Below are 13,421 nucleotides of genomic sequence, written 5' to 3' on the forward strand. Positions count from 1 at the left end.
GCCGCGCGCGGCGGCATCCGCCCCCCTCGCCCGTCTTGTCGCGCTCGCCGCGCCCTGCTGTATGGCACGCGCGGGCGGTTGCGGGGAACATCAGTACTAATGTCCGAGGGTCGCGATAGCGTGAAGCATGCTCATTTTCACCGATCTCGAGGCGGCGATCGGCCGCGTGCGAGCCACGTTCGGTGAGGATGTGGACGTCGCCGGAGTGCCGGCGCGCGTCGTGGGGCTGGGGGCTGACGCCGCGGTCGAGATGATGACCGACGTCACCGAGGCGATCCGTTCGCTCGAGCTGCTGCGAACCACCGCAGCGGGCGTCGTCGCCGCCGCGTCGACGCGCGACCGTGGTCACGCCGGAGCGGCCCAGACGCGCGGGCACCGCACGCCCGAGTCGCTGGTGCAGGAGATCACCGGGTCGACGCGGGCCGAGGCGACGAAGGCGGTTCGTGTCGGCGAGTCGCTCGTGTTAGGCGCCGCGGCGGAGTCGGCCGGGTCGGACGAGCCCCAGACCACGGGCGGCGAACAGGACGTCGACGCGCTGATCGCCCGTCAGACCGAGGATCCGCAGACAGCGCGGACGTGGCGGGCCCCCGCCGACGATGCGCTGATCACCGGCACGATCACGAACGCGCAGCACGATGCGATCGTGCGCGGTCTGGGCGCGCCGGTGGAATCGTCGGCCGACGATGCACGCGAGGCGTGGTCGCTGGCGGTGGAGAGGCTGGTTGCCGAGGCTCCGAACCGGACCATCGAAGAACTCGCCAAGGCGGCGCGGTCGATCCGCGACATCCTCGACCCGGAAGGCGCGCAGCGCCGGTTCGACGAGCGCAACACGGGTCGGTCGTTCCGGCTCTACACCGACAGCGACGGCGTGCGCCGCGCGTCGATCGCGTTCGACGACGAAGGCGGTGCGTGGGCGGCCGCAATCCTGGACGCAGGCCTGCGCCCCCGGCGGGGTGGGCCCCGCTTCGTCGACGCCGAGGAGAAGAGCCGGGCCGACGACCTCGTGGCCGACCCGCGAACCAACGAGCAACTGGCCTACGACCTCTTCATCGATGTGCTGCGCGCGGGCGCTCTGGCCGACGCCAAGCAGGTGTTCGGCACGCGGCAGGCGGGGGTGCGGATGGTGATCATGGCCGAGAGCGTCGAATCGCCCGCCGCCGTCGGGCACCTCGAGGAGGATGGCGCGACGCTGCCGGCTTGGCTGGTCGCCCGGCGAGGGTGCGACCTCGGCTACACCGAGGTCATCACCGATTCCGGCGGGAATCCGCTCTACCTGGGGCGGGAATCGCGTCTGTTCTCGGCGAAGCAGCGGATCGCGCTCGCCGTGCGCGACGGCGGATGCCGGTGGCGCAGCTGCGACCGGCCCGCGTCGTACTGCGAAGCACCACATCGACGGATGGGCCGCCGCCGACGGGAAGACCGACGTCGATCGCGGAATCCTGCTCTGTCGCTACCATCACATGGCTCTGCACCACGGCGGGTGGCGGATCACCCGCAGCGGTGGCGATGAATTCGAACTCCATCCACCGGGCGACGAACCGCCACTGCCGCTGCCGCGCCGACTTCACCTTCGCTACGCATGGGACGGCGTGCCCCCGCCACCGCGACGGTTTCGCTCAGCGGCGTAGGTAGCAGTGCGGAGCACACGTGCGCCGTGGAGCGCGTGCGGCGTGACGTGCGGGAGCGTGCGTGCGGCGTGGAGCGTGCGTGCGGCGTGGCGTGCGGGAGCGTGCGTGCGGCGTGGCGTGTGGGATCGCGCGTGAGGCGTGTGGTGTGGGAGCGCGCGTGAGGCGTGGTGCGCGGGTGGTGGACGAACATGAGAGCCGGCCGAAACGATCCGATGTCCCCCAAAGTGCCGACAGACAGATCTCTTGCGGCTCCGTAGCGTTGTTGCCAACAGAGCTTCCCAGCGCTCTGCTTCAACCCGCCATCGCCGGCCATGCTTCGGGTGCTTGTGCCCGCGATTCTCTGGCGGTCAGCGGCCCGTGTGTCCCCAGCACACGGGCCGCTCTTCTTTTCGACCGGGTCGTTCAGCAACGCGAAACCGAGGAGCGATACGGTGCGGACGATGGACCCGATCACCCTGCTCAGCGACCCGTTCCTGCAGCTTCCGTCCGAAGCCGCGGTGCACGTGGCGTGGGCGACCGAGGCGCGCGGCATCCGCCATGCCGTGCTCGTCGGCGACGGCGTGACGGGGCTGACGGCGGATGCCGCCCGCGACGCGGCATCCGGATCGGCTCCCGCGCCGGGCGTGCGCGTCGTCGTCGCGGCCTCGCGCCGCTTCTCGCAGCTGGCCGAGGACGCCGGATCGTGGGTTCCCGAGGAGCGCCGGCCCACCACGCGCGACGGGATCGTGCCGCGCGAGATCTGGCGGCACGAGGCGCTCGTGGACGCCCTCGCGGCGGGGGAGCGGATGCCGTACCGCGTCGTGTCCCTCGGGGACGACTCATTCGCGGTCTCGGACGTGTTCACCCTCGGTCCGGCCCCACGCCGGGGCGACGCTCTGCGGGTGCTGCTGACCAGCGACCACCAGGCCGCGCCGAACGTCGCCGCCAACCTGCAGAAGGCGGTCGAGGCGGCAGGGCCCTTCGACGCGGTCTTCGCCGCCGGCGATCTCGCGAACCTGCCCGACCGTGCGTCGGAGTGGTTCGACGACACCCGCGGGAGCGCGTTCTGGGCGCTGCTGCAGGGCCGGGGCGCCCGCCCCGATCGGCACGAGCTCGTCCAGTACCGCGGAGGAGAGATCGTGCAGCACGCACCGCTGTTCCCCGCCGTCGGAAACCACGACGTGCAGGGGCGCACCGCGGGAAGCGTCAACATGCTGTCTGCCATCTTCAGCGCCGTGCCGCGCGCCGTGGCCGCGGCCGAGTACGAGCGTGTCGCGGCATCCGTGAACCCGGCGGGGGATCCCGCCGTGCAGGACGCGTGGATCGAGGGCAACTCGTTCAACACGCGCACATACGACGAGATGTTCACGCTGCCCACCGATTCGCCCGGCGGTGCGACGTACTACGCCGTGAGCTTCGGCGACATCCGCCTCGTCTCGCTCTTCGCGACGCGCATGTGGCGACCGACGGATGCCGTCGCCGACCCTGCCGAGCGCACCACGACCAGTCGCTGGCAGGAGGCGCCGGCGAACCTCGCCGATCCGATGGCGCAGGGGCACGGCGAGCACATCTTCGCCTCGCTCGCGCCCGGCAGCCCGCAGCACGAATGGCTGCGGGCCGAGCTCGCGTCCGAGGAGTTCACGGGCGCGAGATATCGCGTCGTGATGATGCACGAGGGACCTCACGGGCTGGGCGCGAACATCTCGCCGCCGTTCGCCGATCCGGTGCGGATCGAGGAGCGCTCCGACGACGGCGAGCTCATCGGCGTGCGCTACGACTACCCCGCGGATGCCGACCAGCTGCGCGACCTCGCCGGGCTGCTCGATGAAGCCGGGGTCGACCTCGTGCTCAGCGGCCACTCGCACCTGTGGAACCGTTTCGTCGCGGCCTCCGGCACGGTCTACCTCGAGACCTCGAACGTGGGCAACACGCACGGCGCGTTCTGGCGGGGCAGCGGTCGCGAGCGCGTCATCCCGCCCGCGCCGTGGGACGCCGGCGACTATCGGGCGGTGGGGGACCCGGCGGGGCTCGAGCCCGTCGTCCCGTCGGTCGCGCCGTTCACGGGTGAGGACGGGCTGCCGCAGCCCTACGTCCAGAGCAACGACCACGCGGTGTTCTCGGTGCTCGACACCGGCGCCGGCGAGGTCGTGACGTGGGCGTTCGACGTGCGCATGCCCGAGCTCGGGCCGTGGGTGATCGACCGGGTCGCGGTGGGGCGCGGCGACGTCACGGGCGATCAGTCGTCGCCGCGGGCGTTGTAGACGACGCTCTCGCTGGCGCCGTAGGCCCGGTACACCTCCAGCGCGTCGTCGCGGGCCACTCCGATCGTGACGTCGATGCCGCGAGCGCGGAACTGGTCGGCCCAGTCCTCCACCATGGGGCCCTCGTCGAACCCGGTCAGCTCCTCGAGCTCGGGGCCGTCGCCCGCGACGACGAGCGAACGCACGCCGCTCCACATCGCGGCGCCGTAGCACTGGACGCACGGGCGCCAGTTGACGACGAGCGCGAGGCGCGCTCCATCCTCGCCGAGATCCCACCGACCGAGCCTGCGCTGCGCGAGCGCGAGCGCCATCACCTCGGCGTGACCGGAGCTGATGCGGGTGCTGAGGACGACGTTGACGCCGACGGAGATCAGCTCGCCGGTCGCCTCGTCGACGACGATCGCGGCGAACGGTCCGCCGTTGCCCTCGCGCCAGTTGCGGTCGGCGAGCGCATTCACCAGCGCCATGCGCTCGGCGTCGCTCGCCAGGGTTCGCGGCAGGGAGGGGATCTCGGACGCGAGCCAGTCGGGGAGCGCCATCGTGAAGGCGGTCGTGATGTCGGTCATGATCTTCTCCGTCGGTCGGGTCGGGTGGTGCTCAGTCTGCTCGAATGAGCTCGGCGGCGCGCTCGGCGATCGCGACGGTGGGGGCCTGCGTATTGGCGGTGGGGATGGTCGGCATCACCGAGGCATCCGCCACCCACAGCCGGTCCAGACCCCGCACGCGAAGCTGCGGGTCCACGACCGCGTCCTCATCGGTGCCGATGCGGGCCGTCCCCACGCCGTGGAAGAACGAGCCGATGTTCCGGCGGACGAACCACACGCGGTCGGCGCGGTCGGTCATCGACGACGGTGGTGTGATCGGGCCTTCGGCGATGTCCGCGAATGCGGGGCTCGCGATCAGGTCCTGTACGGCCTCGAGCGCCTCGACCATGGCGGCGAGGTCGTGCGGGTCGGCGAGGTAGTTCGGCTGGACGTCGGCCTGCAGATCGGGATCGGCCGAGCGCGAGCGCACCCAGCCGACGCTGCGTGAGCCGTAGAGTCCCGGCACCATCGCGAACACGCGGTCGCCCGACAGGTCGTACTCCTCGTGGAGCCGGTCGTCGCCCCGCGAGCCGTGCGCGATGACGGCGTGCAGGTCGGGGCCGGCGGCCGCGTAGGAGCTCCGCCAGTTGACCATCGAGCCGCCGCCATTGCCGAGCACGGGACCCAGGTCGGCGCGGGCGCGGAAGTTCACGCCCAGGATGAGCGGGTGGTCCTGGAAGTTCTCGCCCACGCCGGGCAGCGCGTGACGCGGGTCGATCCCGGCGTGGCGCAGGCGGAGCGGGTCGCCGATGCCCGAGCGTTGCAGCAGGCGCGGGGTGTCGAAGGCGCCGGCGCTGAGCACGACGCGGTCGGCGCGTGTCGTGACCACGGTGCCGTCGACGCGGTGGCGGATGCCGACGACGGCGATGCCGTCGAGCACGAGGTCGTGCACCGGGCTGTCGACGAGTACGTCGAGATTCGGGCGCGTCAGGGCCGGTTCGAGGTAGGCGCGCGCGGTGCTCCAGCGCTCGAACGAGCCGTCCTCGCCCTCGACGGCGTTGTAGTCGGCGTACGTCGCGCCCTCGTTCGAGGCGGCGTTGGCGTCGTCGATCACGGGGATCCCGCGCTCGGCGGCGGCATCGATGAGCGCGTCGGCGATGGTGTGCCGACGCGTCAGCGGCGCCACGCGCATCGGACCGTCGAGCCCGCGGTAGGCGGGGTCGCCGCCCGGCCGTGACTCGGAACGCCGGAAGTAGGGGAGCAGGTCGTCGTAGCCCCAGCCGGTGGCACCGGCATCCGCCCACGCGTCGTAGTCGGCGCGCGCGCCGCGGTACCAGAGCATCGCGTTCGTGCTCGAACTGCCGCCGAGCACGCGCCCGCGCGGCATCGCGATCGACCGCTCGACCACGTGCTCGGTGGGGGTGGAGGCGTAGCCGTAGTCGTACGGGCCGCCGATCATGGCGTCCCAGTGCGCGGCCTCGAGGATCTCGCGCACGCCCTGGTGATCGGGCCCCGCCTCGACGAGGAGGACACGTGCCGCGGGGTCCTCGGACAGCCGTGCCGCGACGACGCATCCGGCGGCGCCGCCGCCCACGACCACGAAGTCGTAGGCGGCGGCAGGGAAGGTGACGACCGGCATCAGTTGTGCTCGCTCGGACCCATGATGGTGATGCCCTCGGTGTCTTCGACGTGACGGACGAAGATGTACTTGTCCTCGCGCCCGTCGGAGTGCTTGCGCTTGATGCCGGGCTCGAGGATGCCGTCGGTCTTGGCGACGACGATGTACGGCTCGGTCGCGGCGAGCCCGGCGGCGCAGTGCGCGTCGAACTCCTCGAGCGTCTCGGCCGTGAAGGCCTTCTCGACGCCGGCGCCGCGGGCGATCGCGGCGAGGTCGACGCGGCCGCCCTTCGTGTGGGTGCGGGGACCGCCGATCGACTGGTACTGCTCGTTGTCCCAGACGACGACGAACAGGTTCTGCGGCTGCTCGTTGGCGAGGGTGGCGAGGATGCCCAGGTTGAACAGCAGCCCGCCGTCGGTGTCGAGCGACACGATGCGGCGGTGCGGCAGGCCGACGGCGAGGCCGAACGCCTCGGGGGTGACGCAGCCGAGCTGCTGCTGGAACAGGCTCGCGTCGCGCATGTGCGGTGCGGCGTTGTACCACTCGTCGACGGCGCCCCCGAGGGAGAGGATGACGAGCTCGGACTCGAGGCGCGCCCCGAGCAGCTTCATGGCTTCGAAACGGGAGTAGCTCATCGGACCAGATCCCCTCCGAGAACGATGGCGGCGTGGTAGTACGACGCGTAGGCGGTGTCGTAGGCGCGGACGATCGCGGTCTCGAGCTCCTCGACGTCCCGCACGATCGTGTAGGGCGTGCGCAGCGCCTGGAGCAGGGGCTCCATCGTGATGCCGTGGGGGATGGCCCACCAGTTGTTCTCGCCCATCTCGCCGCGGTAGCTCATGATCATGACGACCGGGATGCCGGCGCCCAGGCCCATGCGCGCCAGGTGCTCGGTGGCGGCGCGCAGGCCCGAGTTCTCCATCACGAGCACGGCGCGCTTGCCCGAGAGGAAGACGCCTCCGGCGATCGCGGCACCCTCGCCCTCGTTCGTGACGGGGATCGTGCGGATGTCGGGGTCGGCGTCCAGAGCCGGATACAGCTCCTTCAGCAGCGAGTCGGGCAGGTAGGTGGCGACGGAGACCCCGGCCTTCTTCAGGCCGCGGATCACCGCCTCGACGGCGTCGGCTCTCATGCGGATTCTCCGTTCGGTGCGGCGCTCGCCGAGAGCCGGTGAGCGCGGTGCGTGGGGGACAGTCGGGCGCCGCCGCCGAAGCGCTCGCGCAGCGTGGGGCCCGCGGGGGCGGTCAGACGCCCCCGCTCGGCGAGGATCGGGACGACGAGGTCGATGAAGGCGCGGTATGCGGCGGGGCCGCCGAAGGTGGGCTCGAGCATGAGCCCGTCGATGCCGGAGCCGTCGACGATCTCCTCGATCTCGTCGGCGACCTGCTCGGGGGATCCGGTGACCTGGAAGCCGCGGATCGCCTTGGTGCGGAACTGGTCCAGCACGGCGCGCACCCGGACGTCGGGGTCCTTCTTCGCGTAGCGGTCGACCAGCGTCTGCCCGAGATCCGTGCGCAGGTCGGTCAGGCGCGTATCGGGGTCCACGCCGGTCAGGTCGATGCCGGTGATGCCGGCGAACATGACGGCGGCATCGTCGAGGCCCAGCAGCGCCTCGTACTCCGCGCGCAGCGCGCGAGCCTCGGCCTCGGTCGGGGCGACGGTGACGGTCATGCCCGTCACCACCTTGACCTCCGAGCCCGCGCGCCCGTGCGACTCGGCCTGCGCGCGGATGTCGGCGACGTGCGCGGCGGCGGAGACGATCGACTGACCCTGGATGAACACCGCCTCGGCGTTCCGGGCGGCATACGCGCGGCCGCGGTCTGAGGTGCCGGCCTGGAACAGCACGGGTGTGCGCTGCGGCGTCGGGGGAACGGCGAAGACGCCGTGCGCGCGCTGGTGGGGGGCGTCCACCTCGACGCGGTGGAGCTTCGCGGGGTCGGCGTACACGCCGCGGGAGCGATCACGCACCTCGGCGTCATCGTCCCAGCTGTGCTCCCAGAACCGAAGGCACGTGTCGAGGAAGTCGTCGGCGGCGTCGTAGCGTTCATCGTGGTTCAGCTTCGCGGTCACCCCGAACAGCTCGTCGGTCGTGGCCTGAGAGCTGCCGGTGACGACGTTCCAGCCGATCCGGCCGTCGGTGAACCGGTCGAGCGAGGCGAACCGGCGTGCGGTCGCGTAGGGGCGCTCGACCGTGGTGGGCGAGGTGACGACGAACCCGAGCGACGCGGTCTCGCGGGCGAGCGCCGGGATCGCGAGCATGGGGTCGAGTGCGGGGAACTGGATGCCGTGGGCGGCGACCTCCTCGGGCATGACCCCCTGCAGCGTCGCGTAGCCGTAGGTGTCGGCGAAGAAGAGGAAGTCGAAGCCGGCGGCATCGAGCATCTTCGCCAGGTCGACCCAGTACTCGAGGCGGTCCCAGTCGTCGCCGCGTCCGCGCGGGTCGGTCCAGGTCGGCATCCCGTTGCTGGGGTTCATCATCTCGAAGACGCCGAGCGCGATTCGCTTCGCCATTCAGATCACCGCCACGACGGACTTGGTCTCGAGGTAGTTCTCCAGGCCCTGGGGCCCGTTCTCGTACCCCCACCCGGATTCCTTGTGCCCGCCCTTGACGAGCTCGGGGCCGAGGAACGAGTGGCAGTTCACCCACACCGTCCCCGCTTCCAGCCGCGCCGCGATGCGGTGCGCGTTGCTCAGGCCCTCGGTCCACACGCTCGCCGCCAGTCCGTAGCGGGAGTCGTTCGCCCACGCGAGCACCTCGTCGACGTCGTCGAACGGGGTCACCGTCGCGACGGGGCCGAAGATCTCCTCGCGCATGAGGCGCATGTCCTCGCGGACACCGGTGAGGACCGTCGGCTCGTAGAACGTGCCGATCGCCCCCGACCGCGCACCGCCGGTGACGACCTCCACGCCGTCGGCGCGGCCCTCGTCGATGAAGCTCGCGACGCGGTCGGCCTGCACCTGGCTCACCAGCGGGCCGAGGTCGCTGGACGGGTCCAGTCCGTGGCCGAGCTTGAGGCCCCGGGCGAACGCGGACATGCCCTCGACGACCTGTTCGTACACGTCCCGGTGGGCGTAGATGCGCGAGCTCGCGATGCACACCTGGCCGCCGTTGTCGAAGATGCCGCGGCTGACCCCGGGTACCGCCTGCGACAGATCGGCGTCGGGCATGATGATCGACGGCGACTTGCCGCCGAGCTCGAGCGTGAGCCGCTTGAGATCGCCGGAGGCGGTCTGCACGAGCTTCTTGCCCACCGCGGTCGAGCCCGTGAACGAGATCTTCGCGACCCCCGGATGCTCGGCGAGCGCCTGTCCGGCTTCGCCGCCGTACCCGGTGACGATGTTCACGACTCCCGGCGGCATCCCCGCTTCGATGAGCAGGTCGCCGAAGCGGATCGCCGTGAGCGGCGTGTTCTCGGCGGGCTTGAGCACCACGGTGCAGCCGGCCGCGAGCGCCGGCGCGAGCTTCATCGCGGCCATCAGCAGCGGCGAGTTCCACGGCACGATCGCGCCCACCACACCCACCGGCTCGCGGCGCGTGTAGGCGAACACCTCTTTGCCGGCCGGGGTGCGGCTCAGCGACGTCGGAACCGTCGACCCGAGGATCTTGGTGGCCCAGCCCGAGAAGTACCGGAACTGGCTGATCGCCGCTGGGATCTCGCCCAGGCGCGATGTGCGCCAGTTCTTGCCCTGGTCGAGGGACTCCAGCTCGGCGAACTCCTCGAGGTCGCGCTCGAGCAGGTCGGCGACCCGCCACAGCAGCTTCGCGCGGTCGGCCGGGAACATGTTCCGCCACGCATCCGACTCGAACGCCTCGCGTGCCGAGCGCACGGCGCGGTCGACGTCCTCCGAGCGGGCGCGCGCCACCTCGGCGAGCGGGCTGCCTGTGGCGGGGTCGACCGTGCTGAAGGTCTCACCGGCGGAGGCCGGGATCCACTCGCCGCCGATGAGCATGCGCTTCGGCCCGTCCGCCAGGAAGCGCCCGACGGCGTCGCCGAATGTGGGGCGGGGTTCGGATTCGACGCTCATGGGGTCCTTTCGGTCAGGTCGCGCGCCGGGGCACACGTCGTCAGGAGGCGGATGCTCATGAGTTGGTCCTCCAGAGCGAAACGGTGGGCTGGTGCCGATCCGGGCGGATCCAGGTCTCGGCGTCGTCGATGCGGACGTCGCCGGGGCCGTAGGTGGACTGGACCAGGTGCGTGAGGGGCGCACCGACCGGCACGTCGAGCAGTGCCGCGAGCTCGGCGTCGGCGGCGATGGCGCCGAAGGTCAGCTCGCTGTGCTCGATCGCCACGTGGAACGACTTCTCGAGCAGCGTGTACAGCGACATCGTCACGAGATCCACCTGTTCGATCCCGGGCGCGATGTCGAGCGGGATCTGATTGACGAGCACCGACATCGGGACGCCGTCGAGCAGGCGCAGGCGGCGAACGCGCAGCGACCGCACCGGGGCGCCCGATGGCTGGGGTGCATCGACGACGTCGCGGCCCAGTTCGACGGTCTCGTGGTCGACGCCGTTGCGCTCCATGCGCTGGCCGAGCGACTCGAAGCGGCCGGGGACGCGAAGCCCCTCGCGGCCCGCTACGAACGTGCCGACGCCCTGGCGCTGCACGAGGTGACCCGACTCGACCAGCAGCGCGATCGCACGGCGGATCGTGCCGCGGGCGACCTGGAGATCGGCGGCGATCTCGGCCTCGGACCGCAGCCGGTGGCCGCGGCTCCAGATGCCCGCGTCGACTCGCCGGCGCACCTCGTCGGCGATCCGCTCGTACAGGGGCGCGGAGCCACCGGGCAGGTGCTCGAGCGCCAGGCTGGACGAGTCGGTCATGGTTCCTCTTCGGGCTGGGTGATCAGCGGCCGGCACCGGGATGGAGACACCGCATGGCTCAGAAACGTAGCTGAACGTGTGTGTACCAATGCGGACGCGATTCACCGATGAACGGGATGTGTTATTCAAATCTGACCGGGGATTTATCGAGGGATCATCGTGTGGCGGAGGCATGTAACAAGCGCGTAAAAGGTCCGTTTCCGCGTCGTTGCCCGCGGCGAGCCGCCACGTAGTGTTCTCGTGCATCGACGACCCGCGAACACTGCCCGGAGCGCTCGCGTGAGGGCGCCCGCCGCGAATCGATCCCAGGAGAGAAGACATGACCGATCCCACCGCCGTGGCCGAGGACCCGGCGATCACGGAACTCGATCGCATGCTGCTGCGACGGGCGATCGACGTCGGCCGCAGTGCGGTCGCGCACGGCAACCATCCCTTCGGCGCGGTGCTGGCCGACCCAGCGGGGGAGGTCGTGCTGGTCGCCGAGAACTCGGTCAACACCGACAACGACTGCACCGCCCACGCCGAGACGAACCTCGCCCGGCTCGCGTTCAAGGTCTTCGGGACCGAGGCGCTCGCCGGATACTCCCTCTACACGAGCTGCGAGCCGTGCGCGATGTGCTCCGGGGCGATCTACTGGTCCGGCATCGGCCGCGTCGTGTGGGCGATGACCGAGGCCCAGCTCGCCGTGCTCACGGGCGACCATGAGGAGAACCCGACCATGGCGCTCTCCAGCGCCGCCGTCCTCAACGCCGGTCAGCGCGCCATCACGGTCGCCGGTCCGGCCATCTGGGACGAGGCGATCGCTGCGCACGCGGACTTCTGGGTCCGCTGACCTCTACCGCAGCGCCGACAGCGCGAGGATCTGCGCGTCCGCCTCGGCGAGCATGCGGTCGCGCTGCGCGGGGTCGCACCATGCCGCTTCGAAGCCGGCGCGCGCGATGCGCGCTGCCTGGGCGTCGTCCATGCCCATGCCCGGAAGAGCGTCGGTGTACTCGCGGCCGATGTCGGTCTTGAAGAAGACCGCGTCGTCGGTCGCGAGGGTCACCGGCAGCCCCGCGCGCACCATCTGCGCGATCCGGTGCGACGGGTCGAACTCCCAGCCCGACAGCATGCGCGTCGAGTGCGGCGTGCACGTGAAGGGGATGCCGGATGCCGCGGCGCGGGCGAGGGCGTCCGCGTCGTCGACGACGCGGTAGCCGTGGTCGATCCGATCGACGCCCAGCGTCTCGAGCGCGTCGACCACGTTCCACGGCGACGCGTTCATCGTCTCGCCGACGTGGGCCGATGTCTTCAGCCCGTGCCGCGTGGCCAGCTCGTACGCCTCGCGGAACCGCAGCGGGTCCTCGGTCAGCTCGGGCGTCAGATCGTCCATGCCGATGCCGACGACGCAATCGCGCGGATGCGCGATCACCGTCTCGACCATGCGCACAGCGGTGGCCGCCGGCAGCGACCGGTTGATCGCGGCGACGATGCGGAAGCCCACACCGTAGTCGCGCTCGGCCTGGACGAGGCCGTCGGTGACGGCATCGATGAGGCTCGCGTAGTCGATGCCGCGCGGAGCGAAGTTGTCGGGGTTGATGAAGTACTCGCGGTATCGGAGGTTGCCGTCGCGCACGGCATCCTCCACGCCCTCGTAGGCGACGCGGGCGATCTCGTCGCCGGTCGTGAGCGCCAGGTGCGCCGCATTGAACACGTCCAGGAAGTCGGGGAGGCCCTCGTAGTCGAGCAGCGCGTCGAGGTCGTCGGTCTTCAGGGCGACGTCGTGCGCTGCGGCGAGCTCGACGAGGGTGCTCACCCGCATCGTGGAGACGAAGTGGCAGTGCAGCTCCGCCTTCGGCAGGAGGCGCAGGTAGTCGTACGTGCTCAGCATGCGGGCTCCGTTCGCTGGGGGTCTCGGCGGATCGACGCGCCGGTCTCATCTGTGCGGGCGGCGGCTGTCCGATCACCGTAGCGACATCGCCCGATGCCGGCGAATCGCCCGAAGCCGGTGCGGCGCGCACCGGACTCAGCGCTCGCGCGGGGCGCGCGGATCGGCATCCGTGCCCGCCGTGCGCAGCGTCACCGCGTTGCGCCACACGACGGTGTTGCGGGTGCCCGTGCGGTCGTCCCACTCCACGATGACGACGCGGTCGTTCCAGCCGATCGCGCGGGCGGCGAGGCGCTCGGCGGGCTTGTGCGGCCACGAGATCCACGCCCACACCGACTGCTTCTCGGACGGCTTCGCCCAGCGGATGTCGTCGGGGCCGAACGCGTGGTGGGGGAGCGTGCACGGGGGGATCCGCACCTCGTCGAGGCGCTCGCGCATGAGGCCGTCGTAGTGCTGCGCGTAGCGCTTGGACGTTCCCACGTGTGCCGGATCCCCTTCTCCGGCCGAGAGGGTTAAAGGGTACGACGCGGCCGCCGACATCGGCAGGGCGGCCCCGGGGCTTGCGTTCCGGCGCCCACAGGACCGGGGGACGCTCAGAATCGGGTCTTCGCGCGCGTGTACACTGGCCGCGCTCGCGACCTCAACCGGCGGGCGCACGGATCATGGGCAATCCTCGAGGCACAGACGGCGACTCGGCCCCCCGCGGGGCAGCACGCGGC

12 protein-coding genes are annotated in these 13,421 nt (G+C 71.2%); 3 read left to right on the forward strand and 9 right to left on the reverse strand.

Going from position 1 to position 13,421, the window contains the following annotated elements; genetic code table 11:
- The first annotated feature begins 127 nt into the window (after window positions 1-127).
- Window positions 128-1,510, forward strand: a complete 1,383-nt coding sequence (locus HD594_RS07075) for a DUF222 domain-containing protein (RefSeq protein WP_184750274.1) — start codon at window positions 128-130, stop codon at window positions 1,508-1,510.
- 558 nt (window positions 1,511-2,068) lie between these two features.
- Window positions 2,069-3,868 carry a metallophosphoesterase gene (locus HD594_RS07080; protein WP_184750275.1) on the forward strand — a complete coding sequence of 600 codons (1,800 nt, stop codon included), beginning with the start codon at window positions 2,069-2,071 and terminating at the stop codon, window positions 3,866-3,868.
- On the opposite strand, the gene HD594_RS07085 is transcribed toward HD594_RS07080, so the two are convergent.
- The 7 genes from HD594_RS07085 to HD594_RS07115 are packed head-to-tail and all read right to left on the reverse strand — an operon-like array spanning window position 3,844 to window position 10,835.
- A complete protein-coding gene (locus tag HD594_RS07085) occupies window positions 3,844-4,434 on the reverse strand; it encodes a nucleoside deaminase (RefSeq protein WP_184750276.1) in 591 nt (196 codons plus the stop codon). The two genes, HD594_RS07080 and HD594_RS07085, sit on opposite strands and share 25 nt — an antisense overlap.
- 31 nt (window positions 4,435-4,465) lie before the next feature.
- Window positions 4,466-6,031, reverse strand: a complete 1,566-nt coding sequence (locus HD594_RS07090; protein ID WP_184750277.1) for a GMC family oxidoreductase — start codon at window positions 6,029-6,031, stop codon at window positions 4,466-4,468.
- Entirely contained in the window at window positions 6,031-6,645 is a 615-nt protein-coding gene (locus tag HD594_RS07095; RefSeq protein ID WP_184750278.1) for a thiamine pyrophosphate-dependent enzyme, read from the reverse strand. Before HD594_RS07095 ends, HD594_RS07090 begins: the two co-directional genes overlap by 1 nt.
- Window positions 6,642-7,142 (reverse strand): thiamine pyrophosphate-binding protein, encoded by a 501-nt coding sequence (locus HD594_RS07100; protein ID WP_184750279.1) that lies wholly within the window; start codon window positions 7,140-7,142, stop codon window positions 6,642-6,644. Before HD594_RS07100 ends, HD594_RS07095 begins: the two co-directional genes overlap by 4 nt.
- On the reverse strand, window positions 7,139-8,521 hold the full coding sequence (locus tag HD594_RS07105) for an NtaA/DmoA family FMN-dependent monooxygenase (protein WP_184750280.1): 1,383 nt from the start codon (window positions 8,519-8,521) through the stop codon (window positions 7,139-7,141). The genes HD594_RS07100 and HD594_RS07105 overlap by 4 nt, the downstream gene beginning before the upstream one ends.
- Window positions 8,522-10,036: an aldehyde dehydrogenase family protein gene (locus HD594_RS07110; protein ID WP_221446573.1), complete on the reverse strand. Its 1,515-nt coding sequence runs from the start codon at window positions 10,034-10,036 to the stop codon at window positions 8,522-8,524. It abuts the gene before it with no gap.
- Window positions 10,037-10,091: 55 nt separating this feature from the next.
- Window positions 10,092-10,835, reverse strand: a complete 744-nt coding sequence (locus HD594_RS07115) for a GntR family transcriptional regulator (protein WP_184750281.1) — start codon at window positions 10,833-10,835, stop codon at window positions 10,092-10,094.
- 319 nt (window positions 10,836-11,154) lie between these two features.
- Between HD594_RS07115 and HD594_RS07120 the strand changes: the two genes are divergently transcribed.
- Entirely contained in the window at window positions 11,155-11,667 is a 513-nt protein-coding gene (locus tag HD594_RS07120; protein WP_184750282.1) for a nucleoside deaminase, read from the forward strand.
- A 3-nt stretch (window positions 11,668-11,670) separates the two neighbouring features.
- Here the strand turns inward: HD594_RS07120 and add are convergent, their stop codons facing one another.
- The gene (add, locus tag HD594_RS07125) at window positions 11,671-12,705 is read right to left on the reverse strand and encodes an adenosine deaminase (RefSeq protein ID WP_184750283.1); all 1,035 of its coding nucleotides are present in this window, start codon (window positions 12,703-12,705) and stop codon (window positions 11,671-11,673) included.
- Between the two features lie 135 nt (window positions 12,706-12,840).
- Window positions 12,841-13,182 (reverse strand): hypothetical protein, encoded by a 342-nt coding sequence (locus HD594_RS07130; RefSeq protein WP_184750284.1) that lies wholly within the window; start codon window positions 13,180-13,182, stop codon window positions 12,841-12,843.
- Between the last annotated feature and the right edge of the window lie 239 nt (window positions 13,183-13,421).

This window comes from Microbacterium thalassium, assembly GCF_014208045.1.
Taxonomy (GTDB): Bacteria; Actinomycetota; Actinomycetes; order Actinomycetales; family Microbacteriaceae; genus Microbacterium; species Microbacterium thalassium.

Excerpts from the sequence above, each read along its gene's own strand:
- HD594_RS07105 (WP_184750280.1), bottom strand. The coding sequence starts at position 8,521 with ATGGCGAAGCGAATCGCGCTCGGCGTCTTCGAGATGATGAACCCCAGC.
- HD594_RS07090 (WP_184750277.1), bottom strand. The coding sequence starts at position 6,031 with ATGCCGGTCGTCACCTTCCCTGCCGCCGCCTACGACTTCGTGGTCGTG.
- HD594_RS07115 (WP_184750281.1), bottom strand. The coding sequence starts at position 10,835 with ATGACCGACTCGTCCAGCCTGGCGCTCGAGCACCTGCCCGGTGGCTCC.
- HD594_RS07120 (WP_184750282.1), top strand. The coding sequence starts at position 11,155 with ATGACCGATCCCACCGCCGTGGCCGAGGACCCGGCGATCACGGAACTC.
- HD594_RS07110 (WP_221446573.1), bottom strand. The coding sequence starts at position 10,036 with ATGAGCGTCGAATCCGAACCCCGCCCCACATTCGGCGACGCCGTCGGG.
- HD594_RS07085 (WP_184750276.1), bottom strand. The coding sequence starts at position 4,434 with ATGACCGACATCACGACCGCCTTCACGATGGCGCTCCCCGACTGGCTC.
- HD594_RS07095 (WP_184750278.1), bottom strand. The coding sequence starts at position 6,645 with ATGAGCTACTCCCGTTTCGAAGCCATGAAGCTGCTCGGGGCGCGCCTC.
- add (WP_184750283.1), bottom strand. The coding sequence starts at position 12,705 with ATGCTGAGCACGTACGACTACCTGCGCCTCCTGCCGAAGGCGGAGCTG.
- HD594_RS07075 (WP_184750274.1), top strand. The coding sequence starts at position 128 with ATGCTCATTTTCACCGATCTCGAGGCGGCGATCGGCCGCGTGCGAGCC.
- HD594_RS07080 (WP_184750275.1), top strand. The coding sequence starts at position 2,069 with ATGGACCCGATCACCCTGCTCAGCGACCCGTTCCTGCAGCTTCCGTCC.
- HD594_RS07100 (WP_184750279.1), bottom strand. The coding sequence starts at position 7,142 with ATGAGAGCCGACGCCGTCGAGGCGGTGATCCGCGGCCTGAAGAAGGCC.